The sequence below is a fragment of the Pantoea folii genome (genome assembly GCF_056678875.1).
Genome location: NZ_JBWXON010000021.1, coordinates 86,592 through 101,484 on the forward strand (window position 1 = coordinate 86,592; position 14,893 = coordinate 101,484).

Annotated in this window: 13 protein-coding genes; 4 read left to right on the forward strand and 9 right to left on the reverse strand. The window is 54.4% G+C overall.

Features of this window, described 5'->3' with window-relative positions:
* Nucleotides 1–268 precede the first annotated feature (268 nt).
* The 3 genes from nrdA to yfaE all read left to right on the forward strand — a co-directional run bounded on the left by nrdA (nucleotide 269) and on the right by yfaE (nucleotide 4,013).
* The gene (gene nrdA / locus AC1MDE_RS21345) at nucleotides 269–2,554 is read left to right on the forward strand and encodes a class 1a ribonucleoside-diphosphate reductase subunit alpha (RefSeq protein WP_058961304.1); all 2,286 of its coding nucleotides are present in this window, start codon (nucleotides 269–271) and stop codon (nucleotides 2,552–2,554) included.
* 65 nt (nucleotides 2,555–2,619) lie between these two features.
* Entirely contained in the window at nucleotides 2,620–3,750 is a 1,131-nt protein-coding gene (gene nrdB, locus AC1MDE_RS21350) for a class Ia ribonucleoside-diphosphate reductase subunit beta (protein ID WP_034825039.1), read from the forward strand.
* Nucleotides 3,751–3,752: 2 nt separating this feature from the next.
* The gene (gene yfaE / locus AC1MDE_RS21355; RefSeq protein WP_058961303.1) at nucleotides 3,753–4,013 is read left to right on the forward strand and encodes a class I ribonucleotide reductase maintenance protein YfaE; all 261 of its coding nucleotides are present in this window, start codon (nucleotides 3,753–3,755) and stop codon (nucleotides 4,011–4,013) included.
* A 59-nt stretch (nucleotides 4,014–4,072) separates the two neighbouring features.
* On the opposite strand, the gene AC1MDE_RS21360 is transcribed toward yfaE, so the two are convergent.
* Nucleotides 4,073–5,269, reverse strand: coding sequence for a nicotinamide mononucleotide deamidase-related protein YfaY (locus AC1MDE_RS21360; protein WP_058961302.1), 1,197 nt, complete (start codon nucleotides 5,267–5,269; stop codon nucleotides 4,073–4,075).
* Between the two features lie 152 nt (nucleotides 5,270–5,421).
* Complete coding sequence (gene elaB / locus AC1MDE_RS21365; RefSeq protein WP_034825045.1) at nucleotides 5,422–5,730, reverse strand: stress response protein ElaB; 309 nt, start codon at nucleotides 5,728–5,730, stop codon at nucleotides 5,422–5,424.
* Between the two features lie 291 nt (nucleotides 5,731–6,021).
* On the opposite strand from elaB, the gene AC1MDE_RS21370 reads away from it, so the two are divergent.
* Nucleotides 6,022–7,680, forward strand: a complete 1,659-nt coding sequence (locus tag AC1MDE_RS21370) for a glucan biosynthesis protein D (protein ID WP_045813641.1) — start codon at nucleotides 6,022–6,024, stop codon at nucleotides 7,678–7,680.
* Between the two features lie 148 nt (nucleotides 7,681–7,828).
* Here AC1MDE_RS21370 and AC1MDE_RS21375 read toward each other — a convergent pair whose 3' ends face one another.
* From AC1MDE_RS21375 to nuoI, 7 genes are all read right to left on the reverse strand, one after another.
* Complete coding sequence (locus AC1MDE_RS21375; protein WP_058961301.1) at nucleotides 7,829–8,281, reverse strand: GNAT family N-acetyltransferase; 453 nt, start codon at nucleotides 8,279–8,281, stop codon at nucleotides 7,829–7,831.
* Nucleotides 8,282–8,446: 165 nt separating this feature from the next.
* Nucleotides 8,447–9,910, reverse strand: a complete 1,464-nt coding sequence (gene nuoN / locus AC1MDE_RS21380; protein WP_034825051.1) for an NADH-quinone oxidoreductase subunit NuoN — start codon at nucleotides 9,908–9,910, stop codon at nucleotides 8,447–8,449.
* Between the two features lie 6 nt (nucleotides 9,911–9,916).
* Nucleotides 9,917–11,437, reverse strand: coding sequence for an NADH-quinone oxidoreductase subunit M (nuoM, locus tag AC1MDE_RS21385; RefSeq protein WP_058961300.1), 1,521 nt, complete (start codon nucleotides 11,435–11,437; stop codon nucleotides 9,917–9,919).
* Nucleotides 11,438–11,657: 220 nt separating this feature from the next.
* Nucleotides 11,658–13,493: an NADH-quinone oxidoreductase subunit L gene (gene nuoL / locus AC1MDE_RS21390; RefSeq protein WP_058961299.1), complete on the reverse strand. Its 1,836-nt coding sequence runs from the start codon at nucleotides 13,491–13,493 to the stop codon at nucleotides 11,658–11,660.
* Nucleotides 13,490–13,792, reverse strand: coding sequence for an NADH-quinone oxidoreductase subunit NuoK (gene nuoK, locus AC1MDE_RS21395; RefSeq protein ID WP_034825057.1), 303 nt, complete (start codon nucleotides 13,790–13,792; stop codon nucleotides 13,490–13,492). The genes nuoL and nuoK overlap by 4 nt, the downstream gene beginning before the upstream one ends.
* A complete protein-coding gene (gene nuoJ / locus AC1MDE_RS21400; RefSeq protein WP_034825059.1) occupies nucleotides 13,789–14,340 on the reverse strand; it encodes an NADH-quinone oxidoreductase subunit J in 552 nt (183 codons plus the stop codon). Before nuoJ ends, nuoK begins: the two co-directional genes overlap by 4 nt.
* Nucleotides 14,341–14,350: 10 nt before the next feature.
* A complete protein-coding gene (nuoI, locus tag AC1MDE_RS21405) occupies nucleotides 14,351–14,893 on the reverse strand; it encodes an NADH-quinone oxidoreductase subunit NuoI (protein WP_034825061.1) in 543 nt (180 codons plus the stop codon).

Here is a 14,893-nt window from a genome sequence, read left to right on the forward strand (position 1 = left end):
AGTCGCTGGCAGTTGACACCATTGGCAGGCCTTACGGAATGGGGATCCAGGAATTTCGCTACCCCCCTGGACGGATTTTTTCGCGAAAATCAACTCTTGTGATGATCAGAATGCTGACTAGAATACTCACCATATTGTTGTTCAAACTTCCCGCACCCCCTATATATAGTGTTTATCCACAGGCTTACTCACAACGAGCGGCTTGTGCATAGACCTTGTGAATAGATGGGGGATAACTCACTCTTTCATGGACAGGTAAACACGCGACATGAACCAAAGTCTGCTCGTTACTAAACGCGATGGCCGCCAGGAGCGCATTGATCTCGATAAGATTCACCGGGTACTGGATTGGGCCGCTGAAGGGCTGAATAACGTCTCCGTGTCTCAGGTTGAGTTGCGCTCCCACATTCAGTTCTACGATGGAATTCGTACTTCTGATATCCATGAGACCATCATCAAGGCCGCTGCAGACCTGATCTCCCGTGATGCGCCGGATTACCAGTACCTGGCTGCTCGCCTCGCCATCTTCCACCTGCGTAAAAAAGCGTACGGCCAGTTTGAGCCGCCGAAGCTGTACGATCAGGTCGTGAAAATGGTTGAGATGGGCAAATACGACCGTCACCTGCTGGAAGATTACAGCGTAGAAGAGTTCGAGCAGATGGACGGCTTCATCGACCACTGGCGCGACATGAACTTCTCTTACGCTGCGGTGAAGCAGCTGGAAGGGAAATACCTGGCGCAGAACCGTGTGAGCGGTGAAATCTACGAGAGTGCCCAGTTCCTGTATATTCTGGTTGCTGCATGCCTGTTCTCCGGTTATTCGCGTGAGACGCGTATGGATTACGTGCGTCGCTTCTATGATGCCGTGTCCACCTTCAAAATCTCACTGCCGACGCCAATCATGTCTGGCGTGCGTACCCCAACGCGTCAGTTCAGCTCTTGCGTCTTGATCGAATGCGGTGACAGCCTTGATTCCATCAATGCCACCTCCAGCGCTATCGTAAAATACGTGTCGCAGCGTGCGGGTATCGGTATCAACGCTGGTCGCATTCGTGCGCTGGGTAGCCCAATCCGTGGCGGCGAAGCCTTCCATACCGGTTGCATCCCGTTCTATAAACATTTCCAGACGGCAGTGAAGTCGTGCTCACAAGGCGGCGTACGTGGCGGTGCAGCCACCCTGTTCTACCCAATGTGGCATCTGGAAGTGGAAAGCCTGCTGGTGCTGAAAAACAACCGTGGCGTTGAAGGCAACCGCGTACGTCACATGGACTACGGCGTACAGATCAACAAGCTGATGTATACCCGTCTGTTGAAAGGTGAAGAGATCACCCTGTTCAGCCCGTCTGACGTGCCAGGTCTGTACGATGCGTTCTTCGCCGATCAGGACGAGTTTGAGCGTCTGTACACCAAATACGAGAAAGACGACAGCATCCGCAAACAGCGCGTGAAAGCAGTTGAACTGTTCTCACTGATGATGCAGGAACGTGCTTCTACTGGCCGTATCTACATCCAAAACGTCGATCACTGCAACACCCACAGCCCGTTTGATCCGGCTATCGCGCCCGTCCGCCAGTCTAACCTGTGCCTGGAAATCGCGCTGCCGACCAAACCGCTGAACGATGTGAATGACGAAAGCGGTGAAATCGCGTTGTGTACGCTGTCTGCCTTTAACCTCGGTGCGATTGACAGCCTCGACGATCTGGAAGAGCTGGCGACCCTCGCGGTACGTGCACTGGATGCACTGCTGGATTACCAGGATTACCCCATCCCGGCGGCAAAACGCGGCGCAATGGGTCGTCGTACTCTGGGTATTGGCGTGATTAACTACGCTTATTATCTGGCGAAAAACGGCGTGCGTTATTCTGATGGCAGCGCCAACAACCTGACGCATAAAACCTTTGAAGCGATCCAGTACTACCTGCTGAAAGCTTCGAACGAGCTGGCGAAAGAGCAAGGTGCCTGTACGTGGTTCAAAGAGACCACCTACTCACAGGGCATTCTGCCGATCGACACCTATAAAAAGGATCTCGACGCCGTTTGCAGCGAGCCGTTGCACCTGGATTGGGAAGGTCTGCGTGAGTCGATCGTTGCGCACGGTCTGCGTAACTCCACGCTCTCTGCCCTGATGCCGTCTGAAACCTCCTCACAGATTTCAAACGCCACCAACGGTATTGAGCCACCGCGCGGTCACATCAGCATCAAAGCATCCAAAGACGGTATTCTGCGTCAGGTGGTGCCAGAGTATGAGCGTCTGAAAGATCAGTACGAACTGCTGTGGGAAATGCCCTCTAACGACGGTTACTTACAGTTGGTTGGTGTGATGCAGAAATTTATCGATCAGGCGATTTCGTCGAACACCAACTATGATCCAAGCCGTTTTGCCAATGGCAAAGTGCCGATGAAACAGCTGCTGAAAGATCTGCTGACCGCGTATAAATTTGGCGTGAAAACCCTGTACTACCAAAACACCCGTGACGGTGCGGAAGATGCGCAGGACGACCTGGCTCCTTCCATTCAGGATGACGGCTGCGAAAGCGGCGCTTGTAAGATTTAATTAGTCAGACGCCCTATCTTGTCAGGGCCGGCAATGGTCGGCCCTCATCACTTTTGGACTTAGCCATGGCTTACACCACATTTTCGCAGAACAAAAACGACCAGCTGTTAGAACCGATGTTCTTCGGCCAGTCAGTGAACGTTGCCCGTTTCGACCAGCAGAAATATGACATTTTTGAAAAGCTGATCGAAAAACAGCTCTCCTTCTTCTGGCGTCCGGAAGAAGTGGACGTCTCACGCGATCGTATCGATTATCAGGCGCTGCCAGATCACGAAAAACACATCTTTATCAGCAACCTGAAATACCAGACGCTGCTGGATTCTATTCAGGGTCGCAGCCCTAACGTGGCCCTGCTGCCGTTGATTTCGATTCCAGAACTTGAAACCTGGATTGAAACCTGGGCGTTCTCTGAAACCATCCACTCGCGCTCTTATACCCATATCATCCGTAACATCGTGAATGATCCTTCACTGGTGTTTGACGACATCGTCACTAACGAGCAGATTCTGGCGCGTGCACAGGACATCTCGAAGTATTACGACGATCTGATCGAGATGACCAGCTACTGGCATCTGCTGGGAGAAGGCACGCACGAAGTGGCGGGTAAAACCGTGACCGTGAATCTGCGTGCGCTGAAAAAGCAGCTGTATATCTGCCTGATGAGCGTTAACGCACTGGAAGCGATTCGCTTCTACGTCAGCTTCGCCTGTTCATTCGCCTTCGCCGAGCGCGAGCTGATGGAAGGTAACGCCAAAATCATCAAACTGATTGCGCGCGATGAAGCTCTGCACCTGACCGGCACTCAGCACATGCTGAACCTGCTGCGCACCGGTGAAGATGATCCTGAAATGAAAGAGATCGCCGCCGAGTGCCGTGATGAGTGTTTCGACCTGTTCAAGAAAGCCGCCGAGCAAGAGAAAGAGTGGGCAGATTATCTGTTCAGCGGTGGCTCGATGATCGGTCTGAATAAAGACATTCTGTGCCAGTACATTGAGTACATCACCAACATCCGCATGCAAGCGGTTGGCCTCGATCTGCCGTTCCAGACGCGTTCTAACCCGATTCCATGGATCAACTCCTGGTTGGTATCAGATAACGTGCAGGTGGCACCGCAGGAAGTGGAAGTCAGTTCTTACCTGGTGGGTCAGATTGATGCCGAAGTCGGCGAAGACGACTTCAACGACTTCCAGCTGTAAGCATGAGTCGTTCTGTTGTTATTCTGCGCAGTTCCGGCTCCCGGCTGGAGTGCGCAGAAGATCATCCCAATCTGCTGACGGCACTGGAAGCGCACAATGTCTGCGTAGAGTTTCAGTGCCGTGAAGGCTACTGCGGTTCATGTCGCATGCGTCTATTGAAAGGCGAAGTGGCTTACGCAGAAACCCCGTTGGCGTTTATCCAGAAGGGCGAGATTTTGCCCTGCTGCTGCCGCGCCAAAGGGGAGATTGAGATCGAGATTTAAACACCGGGTCGCCATCAATGGCGATCCGGTGAAATTCATGGCAAAGCCTGCCCACGCAGTTACTGTTTCACGGCTTCCAGCACATCAATCCAGCCATGCCCGGTACTGACTTCACTGCCGTGCAGCCAGCGACGTAGCATGTTCATCGCCATCATCGCCACAACTTTCTGCCGGGTTTCAACATTGTGACGCCCATGGGTGAACTTCACGCGCTGGCCCCAGCTGGCTTCCGGCGTATGCAGCGCAATCGCCACTTCGCCCTCTTCCAGATTGCCCACCGACAGCGCCAACACCGTGCCGTGATGTGCGGCCAGATTGCGCGTGCGCTCGACCTGGGATTCCAGCGGTTCATCATGAGGAGGCAGAATCTCTGCTGCGCTGAGCGGCACGTCCGCTGACGCCAGCTGCCAGTTGAGTAATCCCGCCGTATATTGCTCGCTTAGCGCCAACCGGAAACCACGCTGTTGCAACTCACGCGCTAACATAGCAGGCAAACCTTCAGTGCCTTCGAAGATAGTGCATTCCGCCAGCAGCAGCTTAACCTGCTGCCACGCCTGCTCCATCGCCACACGCTGGCTGGCCGGTCCGGTGAGTTTGATTTCAATGATTGGCATTGATGAGCGATAGCCCATTACCACACCTTCCGGCAACGGTAACGGCTCCAGTTCGGCAGCAATGTCACTCTCGCCGCGACCAAAGGTGGTCAGACGCAAACACAGCGGCGGCTCAGGTAAATCAAAACGCGCTTTCAAACGCGGAATGATCTCCTGCTCGACCATCACTTTGAATTCGGACGGCACCCCCGGCGTGAAGAATATCCAGCAGCGATTGAGCTGAAGTGCAAAGCCACACGCGGTCCCCACCGGATTATCAATCAGCTCGGCATTCGCCGGAATTTCCGCCTGCTTGCGGTTGCTCGGCGCCATGATGCGTCCACGGCTGGCAAACCAGGCTTCCATCTTCTCCAGCCATTCCTGCTGGATCACCAATTCGGTGCCACACGCGGTGGCAGCGGCCAGCGCACTGAGATCGTCGCTGGTTGGGCCAAGGCCACCGTTCACAATCAGCACATCGGCAATCTGGCTGCGACTCTGCAGCGCCTCCACCAGCGAGGACATCGCATCGCCAACGGTACTGCGGCTGGTCATTGGCAAACCGTGCTGGAACAGCACATCCGCCAGCCATGCGGCATTAGTATCGACAATCTGCCCATGCAACACTTCATCGCCCGTTGAGAGCATTTCAACACGTATCACGTTACTTTCTCCTTATCCCTGTCGCTTTACTGTAGAAAGCGCGCACGCGAAACACAATCGCCGTTGATGCGAAACAAGGATTCGAGACAAATGAGAGGGATAACGCGGTAAAAAAGAGGAATCGGGCGTAACCGGCGTTACGCCCCGACAATTTAGCGGCGGGCCAACAGTAAACCGACAAACAGGCCAGCGGCGGCGCCAATGCCGATCCCCTGCCACGGTTTTTCATGCACATAATCGTCGGCACGATAGGCCGCTTTTTTGGCACGGTAATAATAGCTGTCAGAAGCCTGGCTAACGCGATTCTTCACGTCTTCCAGCGCTTGTTCCGCTTTAAGTTTCAATTCGATGTACTTTTGATCGGCCGGATCACCCGACGATTTCAGTACTTCTTCCAAAGTTTCTGTCAGTAGCGCCAGGTCGTCATCAAGGCGAGTTTCAAATTGATCTGAAGATGACACGTTATACTTCCTCCATGCTCGTCACTTATCGTCGTTTAACTATAGTCATAAATTCGGTATTTGCTGCGCGCAAGGGATTCGGATTGCGCTGGTTTTTGCTCGACTCAATGCAAAGTTGCGTAATCCGCGCTGTTGCCGCGTGAATTCTGCTTCGCTTATTTGATTAATCTGATAAATTTTTGTCAGACTGAATTTTTTAATTCCGCGACTGTCGTATCCCCTTGTAGCCAGACGCAATGCGTCTTACGACAGTCACAACACACCAGAGCAGCTAAGGATTAGATTTCCGGCATGAATCGTAGAAAATTTATGAAAGCGTCCATGGCCCTCTCTGCCGCAAGCGGCATGACCGGGCTCTCCTCGCTGTTTGCGCAGTCCGCCTGGGCCGATGATGGCATCGCCGACGGCACCGCAGTGCGCTTCGATTTCGACTCACTGAAAAAGAAAGCTTCCGCGCTGGCGAAACAGCCCTGGGGCGGCGCACCCGGCCCGCTTCCTGACACCCTGGCCAATCTGACACCGCAGGCTTACAACGAAATTCAGTACGATGCCAACCATTCGCTGTGGAACAACATTCCCGATCGCGAATTAGATGTGCAGTTCTTCCACGTGGGGATGGGCTTTAAACGCCGTATCCGCATGTTCTCCGTGGATGCCGATAGTCGCGAAGCGCGCGAAATCCACTTCCGCCCTGAACTGTTTAACTATCATAACGCTAACGTCGATACCCAGCAGCTGGTCGGCAAAACCGATTTGGGCTTCGCCGGTTTCCGCGCGTTTAAAAAACCAGAACTGGCGCGTCGCGATATCGTCTCGTTCCTCGGCGCGAGCTACTTCCGTGCGGTTGATGAAACCTTCCAGTACGGCTTGTCAGCGCGCGGCGTGGCGGTAAATACCTTCAGCAACGGCCACGAGGAGTTCCCTGACTTTACCGCCTTCTGGTTTGAAACACCGAAAGCCGACGATACCACCTTTGTGGTTTATGCGCTGCTGGACGGCGCCAGCGTCACTGGTGCGTACAAGTTCACTATCCACTGCGAAGAGAAACGCGTGGTGATGGAGGTGGAAAACCACCTGTTTGCTCGTAACGACATTCGTCAGCTCGGCATCTCGCCGATGACCAGTATGTTTAGCTGCGGCACCAACGAGCGTCGCATGTGTAATACCTATCATCCACAAATCCATGACTCCGATCGTCTGGCAATGTGGACCGGTAAAGGCGAGTGGATTGCGCGCCCGCTGAACAACCCGCAGCGCTTGCAGTTCAATGCCTATGAAGATGAAAACCCACGTGGTTTCGGCCTGTTGCAGCTCAATCACGACTTCAAAGATTATCAGGATGTCATTGGCTGGTATGACAAACGTCCTAGCCTGTGGGTCGAACCAATTGGCAAATGGGGTAAAGGCGCCATCAATCTGATGGAGATCCCGACCACTGGTGAAACATTGGATAACGTGGTGTGCTTCTGGCAGCCAACCGAGCCGGTCAAAGCAGGCAGCGAATTCAACTTCCAGTACAAACTCTACTGGAGCCAGCTGCCACCTGTGCGCAGCGGTCTGGCGCGCGTGGATGCGACACGTACCGGTATTGGTGGCTTCCCAGAAGGTTGGGCGCCGGGCGAACACTTCCCTGATCAGTGGTGCCGTCGCTTTGCGATTGATTTCGTCGGTGGCGATCTGAAAGCCGCAGCGCCGAAAGGTATTGAGCCGGTGATCACCGTCAATGCCGGTACCATCAAGCAGGTTGAGATCCTGTATGTTGAACCCCTCAACGGCTACCGCATCTTGTTTGACTGGTACCCGAACAGTGACTCCACTAAGCCGGTGGATATGCGCCTGTTCCTGCGCACCAAAGATGAGACCTTAAGTGAAACCTGGCTGTATCAGTATTTCCCACCGCCGCCGGATCAGCGTAAATACACCGATGACCGACAGATGACGCCGGGCTGATATCCCCTAAAAGTTCGAATTTCAGGAAGGCGGTAAACAAGAGAGCCCGATGAGCTGACTCAAGTTAGTGATTCGGGTGAGCCAGGCAGCCAACTCACCGGAAATTTGAAGTATGACGGGTATAAATGGCGAGGAGTATTCCTCGCCATTACGCTTTCTGCATACCGATGTGTGGAATGTTATCTTCCATGTAAACGTCCCCCACCGCTTTGAAGCCAAGACGACCGTAAAACCCTTCCAGATGGGCCTGCGCCGATAAATAAATAGTGCGTAGCGGCCAATGGGTATCGCAACTCTCCAGCGCTTTCTCCATCAGTCGATAGCCCAACTTCAGGCCACGCGCTTCTTCGGACACGATCACGCGACCAATCATCACCGGGGCGCTGTCCAGTGAGGGCGTAAGCACACGAGCGTAGGCCAATAATTTGCCGTCAAGGAAGCCCATGATGTGGCGATTCTCTGCTCGCAAATCCTGACCATCTACGTCTTGATAGGGGCAGTTCTGCTCCACAATGAATACGTGATTGCGCAGTGCCAGCACGGTATATAACTGCTGTGCACTCAGTTCACTGTGGTGGCAATCAAGCCATTGCATTTCCATGATGCTTCCTTGTCTGAGCGAAAAAAGTGATCTCCTGAGAGTATCACAGCGCGCGGGATTGAGCAGCCATACAGGGTTGCCGCATTGCCTTGCCGTGATCGTATTCTCAGATTACAGGCAAAAAAAATCAGGCCCTGAGGCCTGATTCATGGGGTCAAAGCGCATTTACATCAGCGGCTGAGCCATCTGCACCAGCGAAATCAGTGGCTGAGGATAGACACCCAGCAGCAGCACCAGAATCGCAGAAATCAGCACCACCACACCACCAGCGGTGAAGGCCCAGTTGGCTGGCGTGTCACGATCGCGCGTGTGCATTTCTGGTGGGCTGAGGTACAGGCTCACCGTCACACGCAGATAGTAGTAAAGACCGATCGCACTGCCGGCAACGACTGCCGCGGTTAACCACCACAGATGCGCGTTCACACCGGAAGCAATGACATAGAACTTACCAATGAAGCCCAGCGTCATCGGGATACCGGCCAGAGACAGCATCATAACGGTCATGACCGCTGACAGAATTGGACGATGCCAGAACAGACCACGGTAAGAGTAAAGCGTATCCGCATCCGGGCCACGGTACGGGCTGGACATCAGGCTGACCACACCGAACGCGCCGAGGCTGCTGAACAGGTAACCCGCCAGGTACACACCCGCCGTTTCCAGCGACAGCTGATGGGTTTTCACCGCAATCAGTGACACCAGCAAATAGCCAAGATGCGCGATCGATGAGTAACCGAGCAGACGTTTGATATTGCTCTGCGAAATCGCCATCAGGTTACCGAACAGAATCGACACAAAGGCGATAACACCGAGCACGGTGCGCACGGCTTCGCTGTCGGTTACTGGCGCGTACAGGAACAAGCGCATCACCACACCAAAGATGGCGATTTTGCTGGCGGTGGCCAGGAAGGTTGAAACCGGCGCAGGCGCACCCTGATAAACGTCTGGTGTCCACAGGTGGAACGGAACCAGTGACAGCTTAAAGCCGAGGCCGATAATCATCATGCCCAAACCGACCAGCAGCAGCGGCTGTTGGATCATGCTGTCATTCAGGCTTTTACCCAGTTGCACAAAGCTCAGGCTGCCAGAATCGGCATAAATCAACGCGATACCAAAGATCAGGAACGAGGACGCTGCAGCGGACAGGATCATGTACTTCAGTGCCGCTTCCAGCGAACGTTTCTGACGGAATGCGTAACCGATAAGACCAAACAGCGGCAGTGACAGCAGTTCAATACCGATGAACAGCGCCGCCAGATGGTTGGCACTCGCCAGCACGATGCCACCGAGCGCCGCAATCAGCACCAGCAGATAGAACTCATCTTTGTTGTCCGGGAAACCGGCCAGCCACGGATAAGCAAAGGTGCAGGTTGCGAGGCTGGCCAGCAGCACCAGCGCGGTGTAGAACATTGAGTAACCGTCAACGCGCAGCAGCGGCGTGACATCCATGGCACCGACATGACCGACAAACCACAGTGAAAACAGCGCTACGTTCAGGCCAATGACCGTCAGCGTGGCATTAACAAAGTGGTTGCGTCGCCACGCAATGGACAGCATCACCACCACCACCGTCAATCCGACGATCAACAGCGGCAGTAACGCAATCAGATGTTGAGGAGTTATTGTCATGGCGAATTACGGCCTTGTAGTTGAAATTGAAGCGGTAAACCACTGCTGAATATTGCTCATCGCAGCGTGAGAGGTATCAAGGATCGGCTGTGGATAAACACCCAGCAGAACCAGCAGCACCACCAGCACGCCGATCGTCATGAATTCACGCGGTGACATGCCCGGCAGCGGAGCTTTCGATTTCGCTTCGCCGTAGTAAGCGCGCTGCATCATCACCAGCGAATACACCGAGGCAAACACCAGACCAAAGGTGGCAATCACGATAATCACCGGCACCACCTGGAAACTGCCGGTCAGAATCATAAATTCGCCGACAAAGTTACCGGTGCCTGGCATACCGAGGTTGGCCACCGCGAAGAACAGCGACAGGCCTGGAATCCATTTAATGCGTGACCACAAACCACCCATCTGACGCAGGTCACGGGTATGCAGACGCTCATAAAGCTGCCCACACAAGATGAACAGTGCTGCGGCGGACAGGCCGTGAGCAATCATCTGAATCACCGCGCCCTGGAACGCCAGCTGGCTGCCAGTGTAGATAGCAATCAGCACGAAGCCCATGTGCGAAACGGAGGTGTAAGCAATCAGACGTTTGATATCCGTCTGCGAGAACGCCATCCAGGCACCGTAGAAGATACCCAGTACACCGAGCCACATAGCAATCGGCGCAAACTCTGCGGAAGCATTCGGGAACAGTGGCAGGCTGAAACGCAGCAGACCATACGCCGCCGTTTTCAGCAAGATTCCTGCGAGGTCAACCGAACCGGCTGTCGGTGCCTGACTGTGCGCATCCGGCAACCAGCCGTGCAGGGGCACCACTGGCATTTTCACTGCGAAAGCGATAAAGAAGCCGAGCATCAGCAGATATTCAACGGTGTGCGACATTGGCGTTTTCAGCAGTTCTTCGTAGCTGAAGGTCCAGACGCCCGTGGCGTTGTAGTGCACAAATACCAGCGCCAGAATCGCAATCAACATCACCAGCCCCGAAGCCTGGGTATAGATGAAGAATTTGGTTGCGGCACTGATACGCGTTTTACCGTCAGAGGCTTTGTGACCCCAGAGCGCGATGAGGAAGTACATCGGCACCAGCATCATTTCCCAGAAGAAGAAGAACAGGAACATGTCGATGGAGAGGAACACGCCAATCACACCACCGAGGATCCACATCAGGTTGAGGTGGAAAAAGCCCTGATACTTCTCGATTTCATTCCAGGAACAGAGCACCGCCATCAACCCGAGCAGACCGGTCAGCACCACCATCAGCAGTGACAAACCGTCGATAGCCAGATGGAAGTTAATGCCGAAGCGCGGAATCCATGGCACCGAGAAAGTCGACTGCCACTGCGGCATTCCTGCAGCCTGGGTGAGTGAATAGCCTCCCTGCAGCCACAACTGCAGACCGAGTGCCAGCGTCAGTCCCATGGTGATCATGGCGATCCAGCGCGGCACTTTTGCGCCGAGGCGCTCTGCTAACCAGCAAAGCAGACCCCCAACAAAAGGTATGATTATTAGCCAAGGTAATAGCACGGCATACTTCCCTTTTTTCAACCTGATTTCGAGCTATCTTGCTTGCCACGTTCATCACCGTCAGCGCTCGCCACCCTCACGAACAAAATACGCTTGGGTTGCTACACACTGACGGCAACGAAACGGGCTACATCAATAACGCTTCGTCATTCAGGCAATTTTTCACATTCGCTTCTGGGATGAGAGAATCCTTGATCCTCTCGCCCCCGCTCATCAATCTTTAAATCACCAGCATCAGCGCCAGTACCACCACGGCACCGACACTCATGGAAGCCACATACCAGCGCACGTAACCGTTCTCGCTCACCACCAGGCCTTTATTACCAATGCGCGACAGCAGCGCAGGCAGGTTCATCAGTGAGTTCAGCGGATCGCGCTTCAGCAGCCAGGCAATGCCCAGATAAGGTTTCACAAACACCTTGTCATACAGCCAGTCGAAGCCCCATGCCGCAAACCACCAGGTGCCGAAGAAACGACCCGGCGCGCTGTTGGCGACACTGGTGACCAGCTGGCGTTTGCCGAGCCATAGGGCAGCAGCAATCAGGATGCCGACAATCGCGACCACGCCTGAGGTGATTTCCAGCGCCACTTTGCCGCCTTCACCGAATTCATTCTGCGGCAGTACACCCGCCAGCGGTGGCGTAATCATGGCGCCAACGAAGGTGGAGAGCACTAACAGCACAATCAGTGGCAGATGGTGAGTAATGCCTTTGCCCGCATGCGCATGAATTTTCTCTTCGCCGTGGAACACGATAAAGATCATGCGGAAGGTGTAGATTGAGGTCAGGAATGCACCGACCAGACCCGCCACCATCAGATTGATGTGACCATTCGCCAGCGCACCAAACAGGATTTCATCTTTACTGTAGAAACCTGCGGTAATCAGCGGCAGCGCCGCCAGCGCAGCGCCGCCGACCAGGAAGCAGGTGTACACCAGTGGGATGCTCTTACGCAGGCCGCCCATTTTGAAGATGTTCTGCTCGTGGTGGCAGGCCAGAATGACCGAACCGGAAGAAAGGAATAGCAGTGCTTTGAAGAAGGCGTGCGTCATCAAGTGGAAAATGGCCGCGTCCCATGCCTGCACGCCCAGCGCGAGGAACATGTAGCCGATTTGACTCATGGTAGAGTAAGCCAGCACGCGTTTGATGTCGGTTTGCACCAGCGCGGCAAAGCCTGCCAGCACCAACGTAATCGCCCCCACAATACCCACCAGATGCAGCACTTCCGGCGTCAGCAGGAACAAGCCATGGGTACGCGCAATCAGGTAAACACCCGCGGTTACCATGGTGGCGGCGTGGATCAGAGCTGATACCGGCGTAGGACCCGCCATCGCATCAGCCAGCCACGTTTGCAGTGGCAACTGTGCAGATTTACCGACCGCACCGCCCAACAGCATCAGGGTTGCCCACTGCAGCATGTGGTTGTCAGCGGCGAAATGCGCCGGCGCCAGTTCCACCAGCTCGCGGAAGTTCAGCGTACCCAGTTCGTTGTAGAGAATGAACAGTGCGAATGCCAGGAACACGTCACCGACACGGGTGATGATAAAGGCTTTCATCGCCGCTTTGCCATTCTCTGGGTTGCTGTAGTAGAAGCCAATCAGCAGATAAGAGCAAAGGCCCACGCCTTCCCAACCGAGATACATCAGCATCAGGTTGTCGGCCAGCACCAACACCACCATGCTCGCGATGAACAGGTTGGTGTAAGCGAAGAAGCGTGAATAGCCCTCTTCACCGCGCATGTACCAGGAAGCAAACATGTGGATGAAGAAGCCGACACCCGTGACCACTGACAGCATGGTCAGTGACAAGCCGTCCAGTACCAGGTTGACTTTGATATCAAAGTGGCCGACCTGAATCCATGTCCACAACGCCTGAGTAAAAGGCTGTTGACCGTTACTGAAGAAATCCATACCAACGAAAACGGTGGTCAACGCCGCCAGACCGACCGATCCCATTCCCACCGCTGCCGACAGATTCTCCGACCAGCGACCACGGGAAAACGCCAATAGCAGGAAGCCAATCAGCGGAAATAATACGGTTAAATAGAGAAGATTCATCCGCGCATCTCGCTCACTGTGTCAATGTTCAGCGTCTGACGACGACGATAGAGCTGGAGCAGCAGGGCCAGGCCGATGCTGGCTTCCGCCGCCGCGAGGCTGATCGCCAGAATGTACATCACCTGGCCGTCAGCTTGTCCCCAGTAGCTCCCTGCTACCACCAGCGCCAGTGCCGCGGCGTTGATCATGATCTCCAGACCAATCAGCATAAATAGCAAATTGCGGCGCAGTACCAGCGAGGTCAGGCCGAGGACAAACAGCACAGCAGCCAACATCAGGCCGTGTTGTAACGGGATCATGCGTGATCCTCCTTATTCGCATGTGCATCAGCATGGCGATTGCTCAGCACTTCGCCCTGACGCTCTTCACGTCCGATATGGAAGGCCACCACCAGACCGGCCAGCAGCAGCATTGACGCCAGCTCAACCGCCAGTACGTAAGGACCAAACAGACTGATACCCACCGCTTTGGCATCGATGACGGTGCCATCAATGCCCTGATCGTGCGCGGTACTAATGGCGTAAATCATCACCACCAGCAGCAACAGGGAGACGATGCCAGGCCCAATCCACAGCGAAGGCTTCAGCCACTCGCGCTCCTGGTCCTGCTGGGTTTTGCCCAGGTTCAGCATCATCACCACGAACACGAAAAGCACCATAATGGCACCGGCGTAAACGATGATCTCCAGCGCACCGGCAAAGTAAGCGCCCATTGAGAAGAACACGCCCGCAATCGAAAGCAGCGAAACAATCAGGTACAGCAGCGCATGTACCGGATTGGTGTGAGTGATAACGCGCAATGTCGTTAGCACCGCCACCAGTCCGCAAAGATAAAACGCAAATTCCATACCTGGCTCCTTAAGGTAACAAGCTTTTGACGTCGATTGGCTTGGCTTCGTTTTCCGCTTCGCCCTTCTCTTTCCCGTCGATCGCCATACCCGCCATGCGATAGAAGTTGTATTCCGGATATTTACCCGGACCGGAAATCAGCAGGTCCTGCTTCTCGTACACCAGATCCTGACGCTTGAACTCACCCAACTCAAAATCGGGGGTCAGCTGAATCGCCGTGGTCGGGCAGGCTTCTTCGCACAGACCGCAGAAGATGCAGCGCGAGAAGTTGATGCGGAAGAACTCCGGATACCAGCGACCATCAACCGTTTCCGCTTTCTGCAGTGAGATACAACCCACTGGACAGGCTACCGCACACAGGTTACAGGCAACACAGCGCTCTTCGCCGTCCGGATCGCGCGTCAGCACGATACGGCCACGGTAGCGCGGCGGCAGGTAAACCGGTTCTTCTGGATACATCTGGGTTTCGCGCTTGGCGAAGGCATGCATGCCTATCATCCAGATACTGCGCACTGTCGTGCCGAAGCCAACGACAATATCTTTTAAAGTCAT